Consider the following 22,266-nt stretch of genomic DNA (forward strand, 5'->3'; position numbering starts at 1 on the left):
GCCCAGGAGGTGATGATGCCGGCCAACGGCCGGCACCACCGATTCACCGGTCAGGTGATTTTCTTGGCCACCGTCATGCCCAGCAGGAACAGCACCACGGCAATGATGATGCCGGCCCAGAACAGGAACTTGGCAATGCCGATGGCGCCGCCGGCAATGCCGCCGAAGCCGAGCGCACCGGCAATCAGGCCGATGATGGCGAAAATGATGGCCCACTTGATCATGCTGAAACCTTTCCCTCTGCGGGGAGTAAGAAGTGGGTTCTACCCTAGTGGTTCAGCTGTCCGCGACCGGTGAGGCGGCCGCCAGCCCCATGTGAAGAAAGTCATGTAGGAATTTTCCGACGAACGGCAAGCGGACAGCGCCGTCCGGAAACATTAAGTGTTTGAATTCCATTGACTTTGGGTGAAACGCCCCGTCATTTCACTGAATGTGTGACCGTTGCCACAGTTTCACCCTATGGTCACAATGATGACGTCCCGCCAAACCGCAAAATCGCCATGCGCGCTTTCGTTGCCAAGCAGCACCCCGCCCTGCTCAAGGTCTACTTCCTGACCTGCTACATCATCCTGATCGAGGAAGTGGTGCGCGCGCTCACCTGATCGGCCCGCTCGGGCACCTCGCCTTCCAGTCGCTGGATGGACTGGTCCAGATCACTCATGCGGAACGGCTTCTGCAGACAGCCGCGATCGCGAAACGCTTCGTCGACGCCTTGCGCGCCATATCCGGTGGCGATCATGAAGGGAATGCCACGCGCCTCCAGTTCGTAGGCCACGGGGGTTGATGACGTGCCCGCCAGATTGACGTCCAGGAGCGCCATGTCGATGACATGATCGCGCAGCACCTCCATCGCCTTCTGCACGCTGGGTGCGACAAATACCGTATGCCCGGCATCGACCAGGCGGTCTTCGACCAGCATGGCGATCATCGATTCGTCTTCTACAACCAGTACGTTCCGGCTCATCTCAGCTGTACCTCCTCCAGGTTCGGCTGCGGCATCCACAGGTGGCAGCGAACGCCTTCCGGTGCAAATGCGAGTTCGACCCCACCGCCGAGGTCGTGTTTGAGTCCCCGTTCGAGCAGGCGTGAACCGAAGCCACGTTGCACCGGCTTGTGCACGGCGGGGCCGCCGTACTCCTGCCACAACACTTCAATGCGTGCGTCACCGTCCACATCGGTACTGACCCAATGCAGGTGTACCCGCCCCTCTCGTGAGGACAGCGCGCCGTACTTCGTGGCATTGGTCCCCAACTCATGCAGGGCCATCGCCAGCGCCAGGGCGCGGCGCGGATCCAGTCGGCAGCTGTCCCCTTCCAGCTGGAACTGGTCGGGGGTGCCATAGGCGTCCACCGTGGACTGGGCCAGATCACGGATGTCGGCGCTGTGCCAGTTCTCACGGGTCAGAATGTCATGCGCGCCGGCCAGTGCAACCAGGCGCTCCTCGATCTTGGTGTTGGCATCTTCCAGCCCGGCCGCGCTGCGCAGGGTCTGCCGCGCGATCGACTGCACGGTCGCCAAGGTGTTCTTGACCCGGTGGTTGAGCTCGTTGATGAGCAGTTGCTGGTGCTGCTCATGGCGCTTTCGCTCGGTGACATCACGCGTGCTGCCAGCAATGGCCTCAACCTGCCCGTCCGGTCCGATCACCGGGGTGAAGATGTAGTCGTAGATGCGGACGCCCAGGGTGGCGTGCGGGAACGGCACGTCGCCGCGGATCGGCTGGCGGGTGGCGATCACCTGTTCGATCTCGCGGTCATGCATGGCCGCATGCCACGGCTCATAGCCGATCTCCAGGCAGGTCTTGCCGATCGCCTCGTCCCAGCTCATGCCCCACATGGTCAGCAGCGCCTTGTTGGCGTAAATGAACCGGTGCTGCAAATCGAACACGTACGACAGATCCGGCGTCGCCTGCAGCAGCGTCTCGTAGATGCGCCAGGTTGGAGTGTCCTGTTCCGGCTGGAGCACGGGGCTCGGTCCTGTTGAATGGGCCGAATCTAGAGCGGTCGCTGTGAACGGGGCATCAGGGTCGCGTCGGGGCCAGGGAGGGCACGCTTGACGGCCACCGGAACCGCCCCGATGATCCCCCTATTCATCCACGCGTGCCAGGACGAACCATGTCGGGATTCATCGGCGATCTGATCGAAGGAATTGCGGATTTCTTCACCGACATCTGGGTCGCACGCCGCCAGCGGGCACATCGCGGGCGGCCAACCCGCTCGGTCGGGGAAGACGCCGCGAAAGTGGCCGTGCTGGATCTGCAGATCCTCGGACTGGGCCTGCTGGCGCTGATCTGCGGTGCGGTGATGACACTGGCACTGGGTCTGCCGATCTGGATCAGCGTGCTTCCGGCGGTAGCGGTCGTGGTCTACGGCGTCTGTCGCTGGCTGCGGCTGGTGCGCGAGTAATCCGCGCTCTACCGAGTTGGCCGTGCACACTGCGCTGCTAGACTAGCGCCGCATTCAGAGACCCCAGAAAAACACCATGGCAGGACATCATACGGCGGAACACAAGCTTGAGTTCATCCAGGCGCTAAGGGGAATCGCTGCGTTGCTGGTGGTGTTCTACCATGGAGTCGGCTACCAGCCTCAGGCTAAAGAATCGGGCATCGAGCATGTGATCTTCATGGCCGGTGCGTCGGGTGTGGACCTCTTTTTCATGATATCCGGGTTCATCATGGTCTACGCCACCCGTCACGCGGCAGGAGGGCTCGACGAATCGGCCGTATTCCTGATCAAACGCGTTGCACGCGTATTTCCGGTTTACCTGGTGGCGACTGCACTGTACGTACCGATGATGCTGGCGATGGGACATTACGTCGGGCATGTCGACATCATGACGGAGCCGAGCCAGATCATCCGCTCCATGCTGATGATCCCCACGAACTTTGGCTCCATGGGACCTTACTTCGGTGGCTCGGTGCTCCACGTAGGGTGGACGATCAACTATGAGATCTACTTCTACGCACTCTTTGCCCTGTCCATGGTGTTTGGGCGGCTGCGCTGGGTGGCCTTGGCGGGGATCGCTTTGTTGCTTCTGGTCCTGCTGCCCATGATGGTCTCGCGTCCATCGTTTGATGCGTACATCGACTATGGATTCAATGGTCCGCTCAACTTCGCCACCAACCCCATGTTGTGGGAATTCTTCATCGGCGTGGTCATAGGCCGCATCTACCTTTCCGGTTTTCAGATATCAAAGGTGAGCGCTGGCGTCTTGACCGTCATTGCCGTCGCGCTCCTCGTCTGGTTCTTGGTCATGCAGGTCTCGCCAAAGCTGGGGCTCACCGGCTGGGCACTGCCCTACGCCCTGCTTTTGTTCGTGCTGACGGTAGGGAGCAGGACCATGGACCTGCGCTGGCCCCCTGCCCTGGTCTGGACAGGCAATGTGTCGTACTCGCTGTATCTGGTGCACCCGTTTGTTATCCACCCGGCATACCAACTGCTTTGGGGCGATGCCACGGCGGAGTACATGAACAACGTCTGGTACATGCTTGTGCTCGCAGCGCTGTCACTGGGATTGGCCGCAATCTCGCATCGCTACCTGGAAAACGGGTTGAGCGAGTGGGTTCGACATCGCGCGCTTGCCCTCTATGCCCGGTTGCGGCCCCGCACAGTTCCGTCGACGCTGGCACCCGACCGCTAGCAGCTGACGCCGGACCAACCGCACACAACGAAAAAGGGCCCGAACCGCGAGGTTCAAGCCCTTGATCTTCACCAACAGTGGTCGGGACGGCCGGATTTGAACCGACGACCCTCTGCCCCCCAGGCATCGCGCCTGAGCCAGCTACGCCATTGATATTTAACGTATCTTCCTTCCGGTAGCGACGGCACAAACAAGCTTTTCCTGTCCATACATATCAACGAGTTACAGCCGGATAGGGTGAGCGAAGCGTCCAGTGAAAAGCGTCGCTCTAAATCCCCAGCGTTTACTCTTCGCCATAGGCGAATTCATCCCACCAACGCTTGTCCATACCTTGGACGCGTACCCCTGTGGGCGCGCCGGTTTCCTCATGGTGCTGCTTGGCTCGCACGCACGCTTCAATTACCGCGTCACTTTTAGCATCTTGGCCGGACCCGAGATCGTCATTAAGGCCGTGCCACCCTTCCCTGACATGCCAACTCCCGTCGTCCTCGGAAACGTACCAGTACTTCCGCTTCACGCACTTCGCCTCAGTTCACCCGGTCTTCACATAGTACAGCCGAGTCCCGCTGCCCGAAACCGGTTACAGGCTCCGGCTACAGCATCGGCGACTTCTTGATCTTCAATCCTTGGAGATAGCGATCTACCTCAGCCCGGAGACGGTCTTGGTGCCGCTCGGCCCAGAGTTCCGCGCCACGCTTGCCCTGCTCATACCCACTGCAGAGCTTGCGCTTCCGCAGCTCCCTGTCTCGCTGATTGTTGAGGCTGATCCACCAGGTGTGGTCATCGACGCGTTGGGATAGTCGGGCCACTTCGACAGAGTCGAGCAACAGCTGGTTGGGCTTGTCGGAGGTGGCGGTGCCAACGGCATGCCAGCGGAAGTCTGGAGGGAGCATGGCGCGCAATCCTACGGACGGCCGTCTCAAATCCTGCGAGAGGTCGGGCCGGCCGAAAGCCTGGCCCCGGATGCACCAGCTGCTGAGGGAACAGCGGCGGATAGCCAGCGCATCCGGTAAAGCGGCCAGGAAGGCAGCGGGGCTGATGCTGCCAGTGGGGCGAGATGCCTCCCCCTCACTGACACCAAATCTGCAATTTGCGTCGTTAAGGCCGCGAGAAATCAGCATGGGCGTACCCCATGTCGATAGATCTTCACCTCCGAGTGGGAAAAGTACGTATAGTGGAAACCACAACGCTTCTGGCGGCGCAACAAGAGTTGCTACCGCGTTTAGCCCTTTGAGAAGCGTGAGCCAGTGTCGGACGATTTTTCAGCTTTCTTTAGGGTTCATCGCGTCTTCGCGACCATCTTGCGCCGGACAGGCGAGATCCAGTCGGTTCAATCCTTTGACGCCACCTGCTGCCGGTGCGGGGAGCGAGGTACGTTCGCGCCTTCCGCGGGTCTGAAAGATGATGGGGTGACCTCGGAGCTCACCTGCCCCTCCTGCCCCCAGGTGGCGACCTTACTCCGAAAGGAACTTGCGACAATGCTGGACGACCAACAGCGTCGCGACCTGCTTCTGCTTGCTAACAGAACCTAGCTTGGCTGGGCTACCGCCAAAGAAAAAGCTCGGCCACGGCTGAGCTTTCGTCGCCTAATTGTTGTACGGGCCAACCAATGAGCGCATTCGATCAATCCCCGTATGCGCGCTGCCTTCCATCGCCCCCACGCGGCGATGAGCCAATCCGCGCCAATCACTGCGAACTGCGATGCGCAGCTCAGGCTCGTCCACGGGGATCCAGCGCATCGACCAGTATGGAAAGCGGCGCTGGCCGCCCCGACTTCGCCCGAGCTCAACAATCTCAGTATGGCTGCGAGCATTGAGAATTCGTGAGTAGGTCAAGGTTAAACCGTCTTCCGGCCCCTCGATGTACTGCAGGAAGTGACTGCCGTCCGTGAGAAGAATGCCTGTCACACCCGCAAGGTGGTTGTGCTCAGCTGCGTCTTGGGTCAAATCATCGATCTGGTCAATAGTCAGCCCAGGCACCGCTTGGCTGAAATAAACGAGAGCGTGTAGCGTCATGCCCTGCCCTCCATTGTGAATCACCCCCTGCGAGTTCCACCCTAACAGGCAACTCACTACCTTGGCTGTGAAATATGTCGGTATTCGAACAGTCGCTGGAGAATGGTTCCCAGATGTGCGGCCGCTTCGTCCAGACCCCGATCAAAGCAAAAGGCAGCTTCGCCTTTCCCGAGCTGGTGGGCGACCTTCTGGCCATGCCGTCCAGCTACAACCTGGCCCCGACGCAGCGCGCCTCCGTCCTGCTGGATCGCGGTACCGGCCTGCAGCTGACGCGGCTGTCTTGGGGACTGCTGCCCTTCTGGGCGAAGGCGAAGAGCCTGCAAAGTTCTACCATCAACGCCCGGATCGAAACGGTGGCCACGAAGCCCGCCTTCCGGTCCGCCTTCAAGAAGCGACGCTGCCTGGTGCCCATGGCCGGCTACTACGAATGGTCGGTCAGCGCCGAGGATGGGAAGAAAGACCCTTGGTTCATCCATGCATCCGAACCGCTGTGGGCGGCCGGTCTTTGGGAGGAAACCAGCCCGCTGATGGACGCCGACAACCTGGGCACGTTCACGGTCATCACCGGAGACAGCAGCGGCGTTTCGGCCGATATCCACGACCGGATGCCAGTGTGGCTCCGCCTTGACCTGGCGGAGACCTGGATAACGTCCGATCCGGATGACGCCATGGCCATGCTTCTGGCCTCGGAGCCGCCGAGCATGGAGGCCTACCGGGTCAGCCGCGCGGTCAATTCCCCCCGCAACAACCGGGATGACCTCCTTCAGCCAGTTGCGTGACGGCCCTATACCAGTCTCGCCTGCCTATCGTCCCACGACTTGATGATCAGTTCGCCGGACAACTTGCTGCCCTGCCCTCCCCCAATGGTGTACCCAATCTGGAGCGGCACGATCTCAAAGCCATCGAACACACGCCGGATCTCGGGGTGGTCGTTGATCGACACCACAACCTTGCCCTGGACAGACCTCATCAGATCAGCCATGCGCTCATACTCCGAGAACGGGAACTCGACGCCGTAGCCTTCAGTCTCCCAGTACGGCGGGTCCAGGTAGAACAACGTCTCGGGGCGGTCGTAGCGCGCCACACACTCATGCCAGGGCAGGCGCTCGATCACAACGCAGGCAAGGCGAAGATGCACCGCGCTCAACTCCTCTTCGATCCTGAGCAGATTGAGACGCGGCCCCGCGCCCGATGCGACAACGCCGAAGCTCTGTCCCTGCACTTTGCCGCCGAACGCGAGCTTTTGCAGGTAGTAGAAGCGCGCGGCGCGCTGGATGTCAGTCAGCGTCTCCGGACGTTCCATCTGAGTCCACTCGAACATCTGCCGCGACACAAGCGACCAGCGGAACATGCGCACGAATTCGTCAAGATGGTGACGCACGCATCGATAAAGGGTGACCAGATCACCGTTGATGTCGTTGATGACTTCCAGCGGCGCAGGCGTTGGCCGCATGAGCAACGCGGCCGCACCGCCAGCGAATGCCTCAACGTAAGTGGAGTGCACCGGGAAGTGCGGATACAGGTGCTTCAGTAGCCGACGCTTACCGCCCGGCCACGAAATGATGGGGTTTGGCATTTTCTCAACCTTTGCGATGTGTAACGGCGAAAATCCCTGCGCTCCTTCGAGGGCGCAGGGTTTAAGCCAAAGCCAGGTGGTGAGATCACCTGTATTGCGGCGGTGGTCAATTGCTTGCAGGCATGCGACCACAGCCCTGTTTTCATTTAGACCTCCGACTCCATGAGCGGGAGGTTGGGCGCGGCCTCGATCATTCGGCCATCACGCACCCATGCATTGTACGGAATCGCGAGGCTCAACTGACCAACCACACGCATCTGCGCGCCGTCATACGTCGTGAGGCTGCTGGTCCCATCCGTGTTGTGGGCAGTGACGGTCCCAAGCAACCGCGCCTGACCACCCAGCAGCCCATTGAAGTTGTCCCACAGTTCAGTCCGCATCGGTGTAGTGCCTTTCCAGTGTGATGGTCTGCTCGATCACGACGGCCTTGTCATTGGTTCGCGCCTCAGTTCTCGATGCCACGCAGAGGCCGTGCCAGATCCCCTCTTCCCCGACCACCTCGACCAGGTCCAGCGGCCTCACTCGCCCAACCTCCCCTGGCCGCAGCGGACCGGCGAACAGCGGGATGACCAGGTCGACCAAGGCCTGCTCGCCACGGTCCGACAGGATGTTGCGACCGCGCTCAGTGCCGGCTGCGGACGTGTTGATGAGAGGGCTGCTGACCTGCGGCGCAAACAGCTGCCCCGCCTCACCCGCTCGACGCACCTTGCATGTCACACCCTTCCCAGCCAGCTCCCCGGTCACCACCACCGCGTCGTACAGCGGCGCGCTGCGCATCTGCAGGCTTTCGCTGCTTACGACGTCCGCTTGGACCACGTGGTCGGCAGCGAGGTCGGTCCAGCGCCATGGACTTTCCGGGTAACGCGCGCGCACCCTGAGCGAGAGATCTGCAGGATCCGACTGGACGACCGCGCCGCTCGCCTCGGCCAGCCGACTGAGGGCGTCCAGCGCGGTTGTGGCGTCATAGAACCACGCGCCTGCCGGCACAACCCAGTCCACCGTGTCGTAGGACGCGACGAATCCGGTGTCGGCCAGCTCTTCGTCGACCAACTGGGCGACGCTGCGATCTTCAGTAGTGACTTTCACTCGCCCCGGCGCGTAGGGCGCGGCCAGCAGCGCAGTGCGCGATCGACCGGTCAGATTGATGCCACTACTGGACCATTCCCGACGCCTGCTGTACGACTCCACCAATGCCGTCCACGTGTATCCGTTGAGCGTCACCTCAACCTGACGCGGCCCAGCGGCCGACGGCTTCAGCAGGGACAGCTGGTCGATGTCCGCCAGCTCAAAGTCAAAGGTCGACCCCCACGCGTCTGCACTGGAAGTGATGGTCACCCCCGACATCTCGATGGGCGTGCGGTCCGGTAGGCGGACCACTGAGATTTCATTGATCACAACGTATGTCCTTTGCTGTGGGCGCACGGCGTAACAAGCCGCGACGCCCAGGTTCAATGGTGCAAGACCTGGATTGGGGATAAGCGCGCACCCCAAATGAAGCGCCACTCGGTCGCCCGAAGGAAACCCCGGCCCAGGTTCAGGCTCAGGATCGGGTGGCCTCGGCGGATTCACGATCCATGGAATTGAACGCCCCCATCCCCAGGGGAGTCGCCGGGAGTGGCGTGCCAATGCCGGGTAATCCCAGCGCATCGGCAGTGCCCGCCCATGAGCCAGCAGCCCCGACTGCCACAGCAACGCGCTGCGCTGCGTCGCTAACTCACCCACCGCCCACCGAATGCTCCCGAGCTGTCGAGCTTCAGCCAGGCGTGACAGCCATGGAAAGGCCAAGCTGGCGCTGGATCGGCCCAGATTGCTCCAATGCAGACGACTCACATTCAATGAGACCGCCATCGCCCCCTGCCAGATGAGGCCACCGCGTTGCTTGAGCAGAGGGGACAGCCCCCAGGACAGGGAGCAATCACTTTCTACGCTTGCCGCCACGCTCCAGCCAGCAGAAACCTGATTGGAAATCCGGGGCGCGTACCACCAGCTCAAGCGACCGACAGTTTGTTGCGAGTCAGCACCCTGCCACCTTGTCCGGACGCCGCGGCTGACAAGTTTGTCGGTGCCTGGCTCAACTGGCGCGTCATACCAGTTGACGCCAAGATTGACGATGAGCGATCCGCTCCTTCCGCCATGCTTTGGACCCAAGTTGAGAACCAGCGAACCACTCGCCATCAGCCACCCAACTTGCCGGGGATAATCCAGTCCTGGATCGCCGAATTGACAGACCTGCCCAGGTCCGCCCCGATTACTCTGTACTGCTTTGTGCGGTCGATTCCTTCAATGCGCCACGTCCCATCTGCGGCGCTCAATACCGACCCAACATAGGTAACCGACAGCGCATCCTTCAGCTGATAGATGGACACCAATACCTTCGCAGGCTGGTTCTGGATCTTCGCACGGCCATCTTCCTCACCCACCGGCGGATCTCCGCCCAAGTAGCCGTCCCCGCCGAATCCCGCCCAGTTTCGGAAAACCTCTCGAATGATCATTTCCAGGGCGCATCCATGTGGAACAGCACCTGGCCATCTCGCGCGGCAATGTCTGGTTCTGCTGTGTTGTAGTTGATCGCCACCCAATCGCCCACGCCCATTCCATCCACATAGGTAACGTGCTCCCCGTCCGCGTAGGGCCGAACGTGAAGGGGAACCAGCAAGCCGGGAAGGTGACCACGTATGGTGAAAGGAGCCTCTTTCACCAGTGCGCGGGTGAAGTTGTATCCACCGTGGGCTTTGTCTTTGCCGCTAGGGAAAACATCGGTGCCATAAGAGTAGCGGCTAGTGCCTGCGGTACCGAAGCCGACCGTGGCAATCCGTCCTGGTGCAGCCGCACCGGACGAATACGACCTCATGGTGAAGCCTCCCGCCTGCCCCCGCGTACTGTAGTCACCGCCCGGAGCCGGCAGCTCGCTACTCAACTCCGTCGACCAGAAGACAGACATCACATAGTCCGACCAAGTCCCTGAATAGTTGGTCAGGTCCGCACTCCCAAACATGGCGAATGGATACGCGTCACCACCTACCGACGAAATCAGATCACCGAAATAGTATGGCGCGCGCCCTCGATTGTAGATACTCCAATCGGTGAAAAGATAGAAGCCGATCTCCGTTGCGATGGCGATCCACTCGCGTGGAGCGGTGTTGCCGGGCGGGGCCTTCGCAATAAGGCTTCCGCGCGCCTGCATGGACAGCGAGGGCGTACGATTCTCGCCCGTATCAATGTCGCTCATGTCGCTATAGCCAATCGCCTGCGCCAAACAAGGGGAGTTGAGCATGTCCGCAGAGGCGTCGTCCCGTACACGCAGATAGGCACCAGAGCCGCTGATCGAACTGTTGCGGTATACGTGCACCGTGGACGAAGAAAACGGGCGCGTCCAGCCAGCGCCTGGCTTCAGGTTTGCACCACTGCCATAGCCGGTAACCAGCACAGCATGCAGAAGCGCCAGCAGCGAACCCGCCTGACCACTTAAGACGGGCGCACCTGGATCAGTGCTGCGATAGATCGACGGAATCAAGCTCATTCGGATGCTCCTGCAACGTTGCCCATTACCAAGAACCTGGTTGAATCGGTCACTCCTTCCGGCGTCCCCGGCATCGTCGTGCGGACCAACCAGATCGGAGCCAACCCCCCGAGCGTGTTGAACCGCACCACGTTGTTCGTCGACCACCCTGCGCCCCAGCCCTGCGCGCGCATGCGGAAATAAGGCTGACCCGTTCGCGGGTTCGCTGGGGCCAAGTCTGTAGTAGTGCTACCCGATGCAATGACGCCGACGGTCTCGCCGATGACCTCGAAGTTTGTGGCCGACGTGAAGCGAACTGCCCAGCGCTCGGTGATTGCGTCGCTGTTGGTCACGACGAGGGGGAAGTCGGTGTCGTTATAGGAAGCGTTCGCAGCGCTGCCAATGGGGAGGTCGCTCCATACCGAGGTCCACGACTGCTGGTCGAACAGGTTCTGAACTCGGGCCTGAAGATCCAGCGACCCATTGGCTTCGCCCAGGCGCAACGCAGTGCTGACCAGCGCCTCACCGGCCGGATAGTCGTGGGTCAGGCCGGTATTGATCTCGATCTCGCCAGTGATCTGAGGCTGAACCACCAGCCGGCGATCTTCAATGCGCTCGAAGACCACGACAGGGAGCTGGTAGGCCGACAGGTTGAGAGGGTCGCTGAAGGTCAGTCGCCCGGCTTGCAGGTCGTAGGTGTACCACGCGCTGTCGATCGGTACCCCAGCCGCATCCACCACCTCTACCGCAGCGATCCGGGTTCGCCCGAATTGCACCACTTGGCTGGCCTGCGGAGACGCGACGGTGTGCTTGGCAGTGTGATGGATCAATACCGTCTGACCTGACTTGAACGCCGGAACACGGCCGTCTGCCGGCAGACGCACGGACTCCAGGCCGATCACCACGGCCGACAGAGGGATGGATCGGAAGACCACCGCTCCGATGAAGATTGACCCCGGCAGCACCAAGGTGGGCCTCCAGACCTGATCGCCGACAACCGCCCCCGGGTCGAACCACGGTGCGCCCTCGTTCCCGGCAACCGGCACCAGCCTCCCGAAGGCGACCTGGGCCACACCAGTTTCCCAGTCAATGGTGCCCGCGACCTGGGGACCGCTGATGACGCCATTGATGTCCGCCGTTGCGGTGAGCTGCTCCCCATCCACGACCACAGCGCGCAGGGTGAAGACGCCAGGGCGCAGAGGGGAACCTGGTGCGCGGAAATAGACTGCCGCCACGCCCGGCTCTGCGATTCGCGTCAGCAGGGACTGGACCGTTACGGTATTGGCACCACCCGGTACCCACTGGGTGAGGCTCACCGCGCCAAGGGCGTAGTCGATGGTCCCGCCGTAGATCCCCGCACCGGAGACTGGATCGATGTTGTAATACAACCCGCCGTTGCGGTCCACGTACGTCCGCCCCTTGTACGTGAAACGCACACTGCCGGGCACGATGCTGTCGCTGATGGTCGGCGTGAGCAGCAGCTGCACAGGAGGCAGCGGCAGCGACTCGTTGGACGTGGTTTCCGCCGCGCCCGCGATCATCCAGCCCATGGAGATGATCGTTCCGGCGGAGAACTGCGCATCGACGTCCTGGCGGGTGTAACCGATGATTCTCAAGTCCTTCCGGCCAGTGACGACCTCGTACATCGGCAAAGAGACTTGGTGGACGGTGAACTTGCCGGCCTGCAGGTTGATCGCTCCGGTGCTGTAGTTGATGGCACCCAACACCGTGTCCAGCGCTTGGCCACCAATGCTTACCGCCACCACGTTGCCCTGTCCGTCGTCCTTGGCGGTGACGCGCATGGGTTGCGGCGTGCTCGCCAGCCCAGAAGCGTCCTTGCTGACGGTGACCACCCAGTCCAGGCGAAGGCTACCAGCTCGCATCGGACCTTCCGGTAGTGAGATCGCGACCAGCCCTGCGCCATCGGGGACCGGCTGCACAGTGCCGGAAAGCGACTGCCCGAATTCATACTCGCAGGCCAGCTGGCTATCGGCATCCGGCAGCGATACCGGACGAATCATCACCTCGCCGGTGGAGTACGAAATCGACCCTCGCACGACACCGCCGATCAAAAGCCCGCCCGCGCCGTTGTCCGACACAGCGACGTTGTTGCCATTGACCCGCAGCGTGAACTGCGCGGTACCAGGAACTACGCCGCCATTGCCCAGCATGAAGTGCAGTGCCGGCGGCTCAATGGCCACGTCTCCGGTACGCGCCTCTGCGAGCACCGGAGTGCCCCAACTGGGGATAACGCAGCTGTCCAGATCCGGAAGTGCACCGGCCGTCAGCACCACCGCCCCGGTGGAGTAATTGACGGAACCACTTCCCTGCCCTGGCTTGCCTACCAGCTGGCCCTGTCCGTTGTCCTGAAGTCGGATCCACTTGCCTAGGGCACGGTAGTCCACTACCACCGTGCCAGGTGCCGGAAGCGGGGTGAGCTGGAAGAGCCAGTTGTAACCCTGATTGTTCTGGGTGACCTGGATCGCATCGGAAAAGCCCTGCGCAGAGATCGCGCCAGCGGGCCTGGCGGTAACGGTCACGTTGGCAAAGCCGACGGCGTTCGCACTGGCCAGACTAATGGACCCGGCCTGGTAGTCGACGGTACCGGACCATGGTGACGCGCTGGTAGAGACCAAGCTACCCGAGCCGTCATCGGACAGGTCCACGCCACCGGCCAAGACCTTCACCGAACCCGGGACCATTGGAGTACCCAAGAAGCGCGTGATCGGCGCGCCTGCGGTGAAATTCGCACTGAACGTCAGACCGAGCGACCCGGCTGGCCCGGACGGAACATAGCTGATTGTGCCCAACCCAGCGAGCACATCGCTGACAGGAGTTTCTGCGGTCGACGTGGGGACGATGGTGACGTACGGGGTGTCGACCTGAACCGAAAGGTCACCCGGCTTTGCGTCGGCCGTCAGGCGCTTGACGCTGTGGTAGCTGGTGGCTTCGACCACGTTGGTCTCATAGACCCGCGTCGGCGGCTTGATACTGGTCAGTCGCGTGGCCTCTTGACCGGCGAAGTCATACAAAAGAGAAGTGACGGTCTCAACTACGATCACGTCACGTTCGAATGCGCCCAGGTCGTCGAAGAACGTGCGTGACGTGCGGGAAAGAATGCTTTTGACCCGAACATACTGTTCATTGGGCGTATAGCCCGCTGCGGTCACGAAAAGGCAAAGGTTGTCGTTGATGTCCGGACTCGGAGCATCTTTCATGCAGTAGAACTGAAGTGCCTGCTGCCCAATGAAATGGTTGCTGAGCAGGATGTAGCGCGACTCTACCCCACGAGTGATGTAGCTCTCCACGCGATTTCGCGCGTCGCTGCGTACATCGCTGTAGACGCCGGTAGCGAACATGCTGACCTGAACCTTTGGATCGTTCGGTGGATCCAGAAGAACGCCGATGGCGTCCTTAAGAACGTCATCGGTAGGCGTATCCACGTGGACGAACATCTTGCGCAGCGTGGCTCGCCCGGTGGTGCGCTCCTCATCACCGATGTCGGGGAACAGGTTATTCATCTGCCCGTCCACGATTTCGGCCTGCACCATGCGGCCACCGCCGTCGGGATTGTCGGTCAGGCGCTGCGACTGGCGCATCTTGATGTCTGTTGTAGAAATGGTCATCGGTTACACCGTCATCAATCGAAGGGTGATGGAGAAGTAGTCGCCGCCCAGAGCGGGCACGGCGTAGTTGATGGGCGAGGCTTCCACGGCTGCGCCATCGGTGCGCCGCCAGCCCACAGAGAAAGCGCGCTCACCGCCGTTGTGGGCCGGCATCAGCAGCTGGAGTGAAGCGGTGCGCGGCTGCTCCTCGCTGGCCTGAAGCCGCTGCAGGACTTCTAGGGTGACTGGGGCAATGTACGCATCGCCCTCGCGCTGCGTCTGGAGGGTGATGGGCCTGCCTGCCTGCAGGGCGGACTCTTGGACAATCCGAGCGCCAGTGAGGCTGGTTTTGACCTGCTGACCAACTCGCCAAGCTGTGAATTCATCGATCCACTGGAGATCGGCCGGCAACTCTATGCCCGCAAGGACGATACGGCTCATCGGCCTCCCCCTGCTCGCACCGACACACTGCGACTACGCGCCACCTTGTCCATTACCAATGGCGCGACCATGCCCGCCAGGCGCTCGGCCTGCTCGCGCTCTGCCGCAGACGCGCTGGCGGCAACCGAGCGCGATGGGGCAATCCATTCAATCCTCAGCACCCGGGCACCTCCGCCATTGTTGTCGCTGCCGCTATTGATTCGCTTGGCGTCGGCCTCGGCCTGGAGCGCTTCTTCTTCGCGAGCGGCGTCCAGACGGGCGCGGCGCTCTTCGGCCTCCGCCCGCCGGCGCTCCGCTCGCTTTGCCTCGATCTGCTGCTCGATCTGGAGAACTTCTTCCAGTTCGTTCTCGCCGACTAAATCAAAGCGCTGGGCAAGTTCCTTACGCTGCTTGGAAAGTTCGTCCATGCCTTTGAGTACCTCGGCCTGCTCTTCCTTGTAGGCCTGTAGCTCGCGGCGCTGCCTTGCCAGCCCGTTCCAGACGTTGGCGAACTCCTTTAGTCCCGTCGGGCCGCCCAGCTGACTGAGAAGTTCGCGGGTCTTCTCTGAGATCTGGCCCATGTTCATGGAGAAGCCGCTGGCAGACGCCGAAGCTTTATTCAACGTACCGCTAGCCCCGCCTGCCGCAGCTCCCACGGAAGCCACGCTACTGGCTGCACCGGCAGCAGCACTCTGTACCTGCTCCATTGCCGCAGTGGCTTGCGCGCCACCAGCCGCCACCGCCTGCCCTGCGGCCGCGCCAGCACTTCCTTGGTTCGCCAGCGCCTGATTCGTTGCGTAGGTCGCGCCCTGGACCTCCAACTGGGACTCAACCTGCTTGCGCTTCCAGTCGTCGCTGTTGGCAACCGCCGCGCGGGCCGTATTTGCGTAGGCCGTAAAGGCCCGACGCACGTCCTCAATACTGGCCTTGCCTTGAGCTGCACCCCGACGGATGGCTTCAAACGCGTCCTTGGCGGCATCGCGCGCCGCGTTCAGAGATGCCTGTGACTGAATGCCCAGTCTGCTGAACTCATCGTTCAGCGGGTTCATGGCGTTGGTGATCTCACGGATCCGCGCGTTCAGAGCGGCCGCCGAGCGCTCCGCCTGGTCGAACCCGAGCTTGCCCTGCTGACCGGCGGCCTGCAGCTGCGCGCCCAGCGCCTTGGCTTCATCCAGCGTGGCGACGTTGCCAAGCGCGGCCTTGAAGGCCGTTTCGATCTGGGCACTGGTGGAAAGTGCGTTCTCCACTACGGTGCCAAATGCCGCGTTGGCATCACGTCCGGCAGCGGTAAAGCTCACGCCCATGCGCTCCGCTGATACGCCTAACTTACCCAGCGCTGCGACGAGGGTCTGCTCAAGCACCACGGAAGTATTGGCAGCGGCCGAGGGTAGCGAGGCGAACGCTGACTGTGCTGCGGTTTGAAAGCGGGAAAGCTCTTCGCCACTGAGCTGCTGCAACGCCTTTGTCAGCCCGTCCCGAATATTACGTTCAGCGCCGGCACCCTGATCTGCTATGAATGCCAGACCCACACCGACATTGCTCAGAGAGCTGGTGTCGTCGAAGTTCAAATTCTGGAAGAGTTTACTGATCTCGCTGGCAGCCAGCTTTGAATCGCTACCGATCCCTTTGAGCTGTTCCACCACTAGCTGCGCACCTGCGGCAATGCCGTTCTTCAGTGCATCGCCAGCCACCTGAGAACCAGCCGCAAGATCCTTGTAACCCACGGCGACCTGCGCCAACCCGGCCTTCACCTGCTCTAGCTGGGACAGCTGTTCTTCAGTGGCCATGCCCAGTTCTTTCTGGGTAAATAGATAGCCGAGCTGCGCGGTCAAGTACTTCTTCAGTCCGTCGAGCCGAGCCTGGTAGGACTGGCGCTCCTGCTCCCCCATCGCCGCCACTTCCGCAGCCGAACGCACGGAAACGTCACGGTACTGCGCCACCGAGACTGCGGCCTTTTTGTACTCAATTCCTTGCAGATACATCTGCTCGCGCATCGAGCGAACCGCCTCACCCGATTCCCTCATTGCTTGGCTGTTCTTACCCAGCTCTTCGCCTAACGCTTCCCCCAACGCCTGGAGAGTCTTAGTGGCCAGCTCTACACCGAGCAGGGCCACCGTGATAGGCACCGCGCGGGGGAGAGTCTTTAGGATGTTGCCTAGCGTCAGCGCGCCCTTACCAGAGGCATCCATTGCTGCGGCATTGGCAAGCTGCGCACGGGTAGAGGCCATCAAGGCGATGCGCCAAGCGTTCATCTGAACAACGGCACGCACAATGGCGAAGGTGGCAAATGCCTTTCCCATCGTAATCAGCGCATCGCGATGCTCTAGCAGCCAGGTAGTAGCCGAACGCGCGGCATTGGCCATCGTCAGAATGGCGTCCGCCGTTTGCTTCGCCCACCTTGTGAGAGTGCCATCCTTGGCAAGTCTGTCGGCGAGGGAAAGCATCTCCGACAATTGCGTCTTGAAGTACGTGAGAACGCCCTGGTCAGCGACCTCCTGCTTCCAGTCTTTAAACCGCTCGGTGGCCGCCTTCCACAGGCCCGCAATGGTGCCCACCTTGGCCGCTGCTGCTGCGCCACCGTAGGACTCGGCCAGCAGATCCAGAATGATGGTCTGCGCCTCAGCAACGCGGCCAGTAGCCTCCAGCTGGCCGACCAGCTGCTTCTGAGCGGCAGTCAGCGTGAAGCCCTGCTTACTCAGGGACTCCATCGCCTTGGACGGCGTCTGCAGCGCCTTACCCACCACCTCGGCTGACTGCTCGAGGCTGATGCCCAGGCGCTGGGCCTGATCAATCGTGATCTGCATCGCCTGCGGGAACTGCTCGCCGACGATGTTGGTGTAGGAAAGCAGGCGCACCTGCGCTTTGGAGATCTCGCCATCATCAAACAGCCCGCCCTGCAGCTGACGGCGCATCTGGGCCAGCTGTTCGGCGGTGAATTCGCTCTGGCGTCCGGTCGCCGCCAGCGCCGCTTCCAGCTGCCCCAGCTCCTGCTCGGCGTCACTTCCCTCGGTGATGATGCTCTTGATGCCATCGACGATCTTGCCGAACCCGATGAACCCAAGCGCGGCCGCCACCACCCCCTTCAACCGGTTCATTATGGAACTGGTGGCCTCAGCGGCGGTACCCAACTCGGCCGTGTCACGCGTAGCCTGGTCGGCCCTATCGCGGTAAGCCTTCAGCGATTCCGCAGCTGCGTTGGTCGCCCGCGCCTGGGCGCGGAACTGCTCATCGCTGTCCTCGATCTGCTGGTTACGCCGGCGCGTCTCCGCAGCCACCTCGGCTGACGCCCTCGCCTGCTCGGTGAATGCCTGGGCCGTGCGCGTCGCCTCGGCGCGCAGGCGCTGCTGTCCGGCGGCCAGCTGAGCGGTATCCACGCCCAGCTCCCGCAGTTCTTCATCGGCCTTGGCCACCGCCTCCCATTGCTTGTTCAGGCTGGCTCGAAGCTTGTCTCCCTCGGCCCGGAGGGACTTCTGTTCCTGGAGCAACTCGCGCGACGGCTGCGCCATGTCGGCGATCTGGAGGCTCAGGGAATACGCCGCACGCTGGTTCGCGTCGTAGCGCTTCTCCAGCTCATCCAGCGATTGCATCATGCCGTCGAAGGCATTGGCCTTACCGGCGGTGCTGTTCAGTTCGACCAGCCTATCAACCAGCTTAGCCGTGTCTGCACCTGCATCCTCTGTGGCGATGCCCATCTGCTCGAGGGCGACCCGCAGCTGGTCGACGCCCTCGGTCCCACTGGTCTCAAGAACCAGCCGCAGTGCTTCCTCGAATGCCGCAGTGCCTGCCATCAACGCTTCCTCTTTCGTGCCAGCTGCAGCTGTCGGACCAGCTCGCTGCTGCGGTATTCGTTCATCTCGCGCGCCAGCTTGCTGGCGACGATCTCGTTCTCACCCATCACCATCTGGAAGGCGCTGGCACCACTCAGCAGCCGCAGCTTGCGACGGCCGTCGCGGCCGGAAGGCGCGGTGGCGTCGCGGGAAAACTGGCGAACCACCATGCGGCGCTGGCCGCCGATGCGGGCAATGAACGCGGAGGTATAGACCTTGCGCTTTCCCACCTGGATGCCGGCGGTCGCGCCTGGAGTCCTGCGCCCGCCCCATCGGCCGTTGAACGCGATCAGGGAGAGCTTCTGGGTGGAAGCCTTCAGGGACAGGTACTCAGATCCCTCGACCTTGCCGGAGCGAACGCTGAATCGCCCTTTCAAGTCACCGGCTCGGACGGTGTAGACCTCACGGATGGCTCGCTTTGCCGCCGGCTCGAAACGACGGCGCACCGACGCGATCGAGCGCGAGTCCGCCTTTGAGATCGCCGCCTTGGTCAGGCCATCCACACGGGCCGCCAGGCGTGCCAGTGCGCCGATGTCGGTCTGACCGAAACTGTTGAACCTTGCCACCGTCAACCCCCGTTCGCGCTAAAGCAGGACGGCACCGCGAAGGGTGCCGCCCAATGCAGACCGCTATCGGCCTGCCCGACCATCAGCCCGCCTTCTGCTCGTACACCTCAAAGGTGTACAGCGCGGATTCTTCCGAGCGGAAGATCACCGGCCCGGTGAGCGTCACCTGGATCGGTTCGTCACTGAACCAGTCCACATCGCCGTCGACCGTCAGATCCACCTGCGGAATGCGCAGCAGCCCGTTTTCACCGCTGATGCGATCCTGGACGTCGCCCAGGATCATGAACGACTTGTTCGGTACCGCACCGCCGTTGATGGCCGTCTGGAGGTAACCGTCGTAGCTGTAGCTGGCAGTCAGCACGTCGCCATGCTGAATCTTCCCAGCCGGCAGAGGAATCAGGATGCCCTGACGGTTGTCGACGGCGTAGTCCACACCGACCACCAGATCCACGTCCCCCTTCTTGAACACCGGTGCCGGAACAGCCAGCACGAAACGATTCGGCAGTTTGACCGGCGCGTCCTTGCTGTGGACGGCAATGCTCAGGTTCTCGGCAGCACCGGCTTCGACTGACGCGCTCACGGCGCTGCCGTACAGCATACGAGCCAGGATGGCCGGCGGCACTTCGAGTGCGCCAATGCTCAGACTGGTTGCACCCGGATTGGCGTCGGTGTGGATGATCTGGTTGTAGCGATCATCGCGGCGCTTGCTCTTGATCTCGGTGGTATCACCGGCCTCATAGCTGAAGGTGAGCGAACTCTGCTCCAGCGGCTTGTTGCCGAACTTGTCGTCGGTGTCGGGGATGACGGCAATCCGGTCTGCGCCGGCACCGAACTCAAACAGGCGCAGATCGCCTGCGAACTTGCGAACCTTGGGCTGGGTAGCCATAGGGTTATCTCCTAGGGAGTGGTCAGGGGCTGGAAGGTTTCGGTCAGGCCGGCCCGCGCGGTGATCTGAGCGACAACGCTGGTGTGGCCGGTGTCGTCGGTGACCTCGGCCAGCTGGGATTCGAGTACTTCGAACTTGGTGATGCCGAGCGGGAAGTGGCGCTCATCAACCTTCAGCACGCGGACCAGGTCTTTGCGCGCACGGTGAACAAGCCGGTGAGGGTGTCGCTCATCCGAGTGGCGCGGCACGGCGAACTCAACCACAACACCCACATCGGAGCTGGATTGCGCTCGGCTGCTACTGGAGCCGCTGATGCGGTCCACGTAGATCGACGTCGCAGAGCCAACCCAGTCGTTAGGCACGTCGTCATCGTCCAACATGACCAGTCCATCGCCCAGGTCCGTAAGGAACCCAGCCTCCTTCTTCACCATGCGAACCCGGGTTGCGAGGAACTCCAGCAATTGCCAGCTCTCCGGCTCTACCAGTTCTTGAGAGGGGTCAGGGGCCACTGCGCACCATCCATCGGCTCAGCGAGCCATCGTCTGAAATGATCTTTACGTTGGTGAAAGTCACCCCATCAACGTGTACCGTGCCGTCTTTTGCCAGCGCCAGGCCGGCGTCACGCACGTACGAGATCTCCACACGATTGGCAACGAATTGGCGTAGGCCACCGATGGTCTCCACGTCGCGGTCCACGTACACCTGGCAAGGCACGGCGACGGCCGCCCCGGGTGCGGTGTAAAGGCCGAACTCAGCCATCCCAGCGCCGGCGAAACCAGCGTGCAGACTCGCGTCAAGATCAGCTAGAAACTCGCGCTGGCTCATCGAAAAACCTCCCCTGTGCGTCGACCGGCAATCGAGAAGGCCAGCGCAAACGCCAGTAGCACGAAGGCGAGAACCTGCAACGCCAGGGTCATGGCTCGCCCCCACATTGCCTGGCATACGCCTGCAGCGCCCTTACCTGGGCGTCGCACTGGTCGGCGGCTCCAATAATTCGACCCGCACTTTCGTACCGGTCGTCGGCTCGACCATCAGGCTGGCTGGCGCTGGCGGCGGCCTGGGACAGTGCGGCGGTGTGGATGGCGGCCTGCCAGCGGTCGTGCAGCCGGCTATTGCCAGCACGCAGCTCAGCGACCAGGCGGTCGGATTCAGTCTGGGCATGGGTCTTTTCCTTTTCGTAGCGCGCGGCGAGCGCGTTGGCGGCCTTGGCGTCGGCCCGCTCCTTCGCGACCACCGTGGTGAGCTGGCCGATCTCGGACTGCGCTGCCGACAGGTCGTCCTCGGCGGACTTCTGGCCGGCGACTGCAGCAGTGGCGCTTTCCTGCGCCTTCCAGACGCTGCCGCGCTGCCAGAAGATGACGCCGAGCAGCAGGACCAATGCGATAGCGAGGGCGCGGGTCATGCCGACACACCTTCTGGATCGGGGATCACAGCGCCGAGCTGGCGCAGCGTTGACTCCAGGAGGCGGATGCGCGTGCGCAAAGCGCTCGCATCCTCCTGAGCCTTTAGTCTCAGCTCCATTTCCTGCTGCAGTCGGGCATCCTGATTGGTCAGTCGCTCCTCCAGCGCCTTCACGCGCCCGGTCAACCCCTCGATCAGGACGACGTTCGCATCCGTTTCGGAGCGCTCCTTCCGGCGTGAGAGCAGCGCTCCCCACGCCTCGCGTGCGAGCCAGAAGGCGACCATTCCACCGGCCAGCCACCAAGGCGCACCTTCACCCACGTCCGGGCCGGCCATCACTTCAGCGCCTCGTTGACACCCTGCTCGATCACGGAATCTGCCCAGAACAGCCCACCGTTCTCGTGCCGGGCAATCGCACGGACCATGCGAAACAGGGTCACCGGGCGCGACAGAGACACGATCTCGGTAGCACCGACGCCGACCTCGTTGGCAACCTGGCGCACATACGCCAAGGTGTTGTTCTCGACCGGTGGTGCCCAGCGGTTGATCATGTCCCGGACGGTGCGCAGGCCATGCTTGTTCTGATACGTGAGCAAGGTCTTTGCGAGGGCGCGGAAGCCAGCCTCGGGCGTGTTGAAAACGCAGAAGCGGCGTTCCTTCGCCAGGGCGGCGGCAGAGCGGTCTTCGCCCTGCCACACCACGTCCGTGCGGTCGATGTTGCCCGGGTTGTTGTTGCGCACGCCACGCGGCGTATCGGCGCTGTTCATTGTGATCCCCTTGACCGTAGTGGAGTGCCGGCATCGCCCACGCCATCCCGGCGCATGTGGGCGATGCC

At 62.2% G+C, this 22,266-nt stretch carries 23 protein-coding genes; 3 read left to right on the forward strand and 20 right to left on the reverse strand.

Annotation, left to right across the window (positions count from 1 at the left end):
- Positions 1-50: 50 nt before the first annotated feature.
- From QMX83_RS11655 to QMX83_RS11665, 3 genes are all read right to left on the reverse strand, one after another.
- Positions 51-224 (reverse strand): DUF1328 family protein, encoded by a 174-nt coding sequence (locus QMX83_RS11655; protein ID WP_282296794.1) that lies wholly within the window; start codon positions 222-224, stop codon positions 51-53.
- 335 nt (positions 225-559) lie between these two features.
- Positions 560-964, reverse strand: coding sequence for a response regulator (locus QMX83_RS11660; protein ID WP_282296795.1), 405 nt, complete (start codon positions 962-964; stop codon positions 560-562).
- On the reverse strand, positions 961-1,962 hold the full coding sequence (locus QMX83_RS11665; protein ID WP_282296796.1) for an HWE histidine kinase domain-containing protein: 1,002 nt from the start codon (positions 1,960-1,962) through the stop codon (positions 961-963). Before QMX83_RS11665 ends, QMX83_RS11660 begins: the two co-directional genes overlap by 4 nt.
- Positions 1,963-2,111: 149 nt before the next feature.
- On the opposite strand from QMX83_RS11665, the gene QMX83_RS11670 reads away from it, so the two are divergent.
- Both QMX83_RS11670 and QMX83_RS11675 read left to right on the forward strand, forming a co-directional pair.
- Positions 2,112-2,402, forward strand: a complete 291-nt coding sequence (locus QMX83_RS11670; RefSeq protein WP_282296797.1) for a hypothetical protein — start codon at positions 2,112-2,114, stop codon at positions 2,400-2,402.
- 76 nt (positions 2,403-2,478) lie between these two features.
- Entirely contained in the window at positions 2,479-3,636 is a 1,158-nt protein-coding gene (locus QMX83_RS11675; RefSeq protein ID WP_282296798.1) for an acyltransferase, read from the forward strand.
- A 593-nt stretch (positions 3,637-4,229) separates the two neighbouring features.
- Here the strand turns inward: QMX83_RS11675 and QMX83_RS11680 are convergent.
- Together QMX83_RS11680 and QMX83_RS11685 are read right to left on the reverse strand one after the other, a co-directional pair.
- Complete coding sequence (locus QMX83_RS11680) at positions 4,230-4,529, reverse strand: hypothetical protein (protein ID WP_282296799.1); 300 nt, start codon at positions 4,527-4,529, stop codon at positions 4,230-4,232.
- A gap of 693 nt (positions 4,530-5,222) precedes the next feature.
- A complete protein-coding gene (locus QMX83_RS11685) occupies positions 5,223-5,651 on the reverse strand; it encodes a BLUF domain-containing protein (protein WP_282296800.1) in 429 nt (142 codons plus the stop codon).
- A 113-nt stretch (positions 5,652-5,764) separates the two neighbouring features.
- Here QMX83_RS11685 and QMX83_RS11690 point away from each other — a divergent pair, with 113 nt between their 5' ends.
- The gene (locus tag QMX83_RS11690) at positions 5,765-6,430 is read left to right on the forward strand and encodes an SOS response-associated peptidase (RefSeq protein ID WP_282296817.1); all 666 of its coding nucleotides are present in this window, start codon (positions 5,765-5,767) and stop codon (positions 6,428-6,430) included.
- Between the two features lie 5 nt (positions 6,431-6,435).
- On the opposite strand, the gene QMX83_RS11695 is transcribed toward QMX83_RS11690, so the two are convergent.
- The 15 genes from QMX83_RS11695 to QMX83_RS11765 form a co-directional block, all read right to left on the reverse strand.
- Positions 6,436-7,227 carry a DNA adenine methylase gene (locus QMX83_RS11695; protein ID WP_282296801.1) on the reverse strand — a complete coding sequence of 264 codons (792 nt, stop codon included), beginning with the start codon at positions 7,225-7,227 and terminating at the stop codon, positions 6,436-6,438.
- Between the two features lie 146 nt (positions 7,228-7,373).
- Positions 7,374-7,607, reverse strand: coding sequence for a hypothetical protein (locus QMX83_RS11700; protein ID WP_282296802.1), 234 nt, complete (start codon positions 7,605-7,607; stop codon positions 7,374-7,376).
- The gene (locus tag QMX83_RS11705; protein WP_282296803.1) at positions 7,597-8,622 is read right to left on the reverse strand and encodes a hypothetical protein; all 1,026 of its coding nucleotides are present in this window, start codon (positions 8,620-8,622) and stop codon (positions 7,597-7,599) included. Before QMX83_RS11705 ends, QMX83_RS11700 begins: the two co-directional genes overlap by 11 nt.
- A gap of 779 nt (positions 8,623-9,401) precedes the next feature.
- Positions 9,402-9,719 carry a hypothetical protein gene (locus QMX83_RS11710; RefSeq protein ID WP_282296804.1) on the reverse strand — a complete coding sequence of 106 codons (318 nt, stop codon included), beginning with the start codon at positions 9,717-9,719 and terminating at the stop codon, positions 9,402-9,404.
- Positions 9,716-10,747 carry a hypothetical protein gene (locus QMX83_RS11715; protein ID WP_282296806.1) on the reverse strand — a complete coding sequence of 344 codons (1,032 nt, stop codon included), beginning with the start codon at positions 10,745-10,747 and terminating at the stop codon, positions 9,716-9,718. The genes QMX83_RS11710 and QMX83_RS11715 overlap by 4 nt, the downstream gene beginning before the upstream one ends.
- The gene (locus QMX83_RS11720; RefSeq protein WP_282296807.1) at positions 10,744-14,352 is read right to left on the reverse strand and encodes a hypothetical protein; all 3,609 of its coding nucleotides are present in this window, start codon (positions 14,350-14,352) and stop codon (positions 10,744-10,746) included. Before QMX83_RS11720 ends, QMX83_RS11715 begins: the two co-directional genes overlap by 4 nt.
- A gap of 3 nt (positions 14,353-14,355) precedes the next feature.
- Positions 14,356-14,772 carry a hypothetical protein gene (locus QMX83_RS11725; RefSeq protein ID WP_282296808.1) on the reverse strand — a complete coding sequence of 139 codons (417 nt, stop codon included), beginning with the start codon at positions 14,770-14,772 and terminating at the stop codon, positions 14,356-14,358.
- Positions 14,769-18,539: a phage tail length tape measure family protein gene (locus QMX83_RS11730; RefSeq protein ID WP_282296809.1), complete on the reverse strand. Its 3,771-nt coding sequence runs from the start codon at positions 18,537-18,539 to the stop codon at positions 14,769-14,771. The genes QMX83_RS11725 and QMX83_RS11730 overlap by 4 nt, the downstream gene beginning before the upstream one ends.
- Positions 18,539-19,144, reverse strand: coding sequence for a hypothetical protein (locus tag QMX83_RS11735; RefSeq protein ID WP_282296810.1), 606 nt, complete (start codon positions 19,142-19,144; stop codon positions 18,539-18,541). Before QMX83_RS11735 ends, QMX83_RS11730 begins: the two co-directional genes overlap by 1 nt.
- An 82-nt stretch (positions 19,145-19,226) precedes the next feature.
- Positions 19,227-20,030 carry a hypothetical protein gene (locus QMX83_RS11740; protein ID WP_282296811.1) on the reverse strand — a complete coding sequence of 268 codons (804 nt, stop codon included), beginning with the start codon at positions 20,028-20,030 and terminating at the stop codon, positions 19,227-19,229.
- An 11-nt stretch (positions 20,031-20,041) separates the two neighbouring features.
- Complete coding sequence (locus QMX83_RS11745) at positions 20,042-20,539, reverse strand: hypothetical protein (protein ID WP_282296812.1); 498 nt, start codon at positions 20,537-20,539, stop codon at positions 20,042-20,044.
- Positions 20,529-20,855 carry a hypothetical protein gene (locus QMX83_RS11750; RefSeq protein ID WP_282296813.1) on the reverse strand — a complete coding sequence of 109 codons (327 nt, stop codon included), beginning with the start codon at positions 20,853-20,855 and terminating at the stop codon, positions 20,529-20,531. The genes QMX83_RS11745 and QMX83_RS11750 overlap by 11 nt, the downstream gene beginning before the upstream one ends.
- An 88-nt stretch (positions 20,856-20,943) precedes the next feature.
- Positions 20,944-21,432 (reverse strand): lysis system i-spanin subunit Rz, encoded by a 489-nt coding sequence (locus tag QMX83_RS11755; RefSeq protein WP_282296814.1) that lies wholly within the window; start codon positions 21,430-21,432, stop codon positions 20,944-20,946.
- Positions 21,429-21,767, reverse strand: coding sequence for a hypothetical protein (locus tag QMX83_RS11760; protein ID WP_282296815.1), 339 nt, complete (start codon positions 21,765-21,767; stop codon positions 21,429-21,431). Before QMX83_RS11760 ends, QMX83_RS11755 begins: the two co-directional genes overlap by 4 nt.
- On the reverse strand, positions 21,767-22,198 hold the full coding sequence (locus tag QMX83_RS11765) for a structural protein P5 (protein WP_282296816.1): 432 nt from the start codon (positions 22,196-22,198) through the stop codon (positions 21,767-21,769). The genes QMX83_RS11760 and QMX83_RS11765 overlap by 1 nt, the downstream gene beginning before the upstream one ends.
- Positions 22,199-22,266 lie beyond the last annotated feature (68 nt).

Source organism: Stenotrophomonas sp. PS02289, assembly GCF_029960115.1.
GTDB lineage: Bacteria > Pseudomonadota > Gammaproteobacteria > Xanthomonadales > Xanthomonadaceae > Stenotrophomonas.

Bases quoted from the DNA above. Each gene is read 5' to 3' on its own strand.
- QMX83_RS11655 (WP_282296794.1), bottom strand. From the start codon at position 224: ATGATCAAGTGGGCCATCATTTTCGCCATCATCGGCCTGATTGCCGGT.
- QMX83_RS11690 (WP_282296817.1), top strand. From the start codon at position 5,765: ATGTGCGGCCGCTTCGTCCAGACCCCGATCAAAGCAAAAGGCAGCTTC.
- QMX83_RS11685 (WP_282296800.1), bottom strand. From the start codon at position 5,651: ATGACGCTACACGCTCTCGTTTATTTCAGCCAAGCGGTGCCTGGGCTG.
- QMX83_RS11760 (WP_282296815.1), bottom strand. From the start codon at position 21,767: ATGGCCGGCCCGGACGTGGGTGAAGGTGCGCCTTGGTGGCTGGCCGGT.
- QMX83_RS11675 (WP_282296798.1), top strand. From the start codon at position 2,479: ATGGCAGGACATCATACGGCGGAACACAAGCTTGAGTTCATCCAGGCG.
- QMX83_RS11725 (WP_282296808.1), bottom strand. From the start codon at position 14,772: ATGAGCCGTATCGTCCTTGCGGGCATAGAGTTGCCGGCCGATCTCCAG.
- QMX83_RS11750 (WP_282296813.1), bottom strand. From the start codon at position 20,855: ATGAGCCAGCGCGAGTTTCTAGCTGATCTTGACGCGAGTCTGCACGCT.
- QMX83_RS11710 (WP_282296804.1), bottom strand. From the start codon at position 9,719: ATGATCATTCGAGAGGTTTTCCGAAACTGGGCGGGATTCGGCGGGGAC.
- QMX83_RS11730 (WP_282296809.1), bottom strand. From the start codon at position 18,539: ATGGCAGGCACTGCGGCATTCGAGGAAGCACTGCGGCTGGTTCTTGAG.
- QMX83_RS11715 (WP_282296806.1), bottom strand. From the start codon at position 10,747: ATGAGCTTGATTCCGTCGATCTATCGCAGCACTGATCCAGGTGCGCCC.
- QMX83_RS11720 (WP_282296807.1), bottom strand. From the start codon at position 14,352: ATGACCATTTCTACAACAGACATCAAGATGCGCCAGTCGCAGCGCCTG.
- QMX83_RS11670 (WP_282296797.1), top strand. From the start codon at position 2,112: ATGTCGGGATTCATCGGCGATCTGATCGAAGGAATTGCGGATTTCTTC.
- QMX83_RS11740 (WP_282296811.1), bottom strand. From the start codon at position 20,030: ATGGCTACCCAGCCCAAGGTTCGCAAGTTCGCAGGCGATCTGCGCCTG.
- QMX83_RS11765 (WP_282296816.1), bottom strand. From the start codon at position 22,198: ATGAACAGCGCCGATACGCCGCGTGGCGTGCGCAACAACAACCCGGGC.
- QMX83_RS11695 (WP_282296801.1), bottom strand. From the start codon at position 7,227: ATGCCAAACCCCATCATTTCGTGGCCGGGCGGTAAGCGTCGGCTACTG.
- QMX83_RS11755 (WP_282296814.1), bottom strand. From the start codon at position 21,432: ATGACCCGCGCCCTCGCTATCGCATTGGTCCTGCTGCTCGGCGTCATC.
- QMX83_RS11660 (WP_282296795.1), bottom strand. From the start codon at position 964: ATGAGCCGGAACGTACTGGTTGTAGAAGACGAATCGATGATCGCCATG.
- QMX83_RS11700 (WP_282296802.1), bottom strand. From the start codon at position 7,607: ATGCGGACTGAACTGTGGGACAACTTCAATGGGCTGCTGGGTGGTCAG.
- QMX83_RS11680 (WP_282296799.1), bottom strand. From the start codon at position 4,529: ATGCTCCCTCCAGACTTCCGCTGGCATGCCGTTGGCACCGCCACCTCC.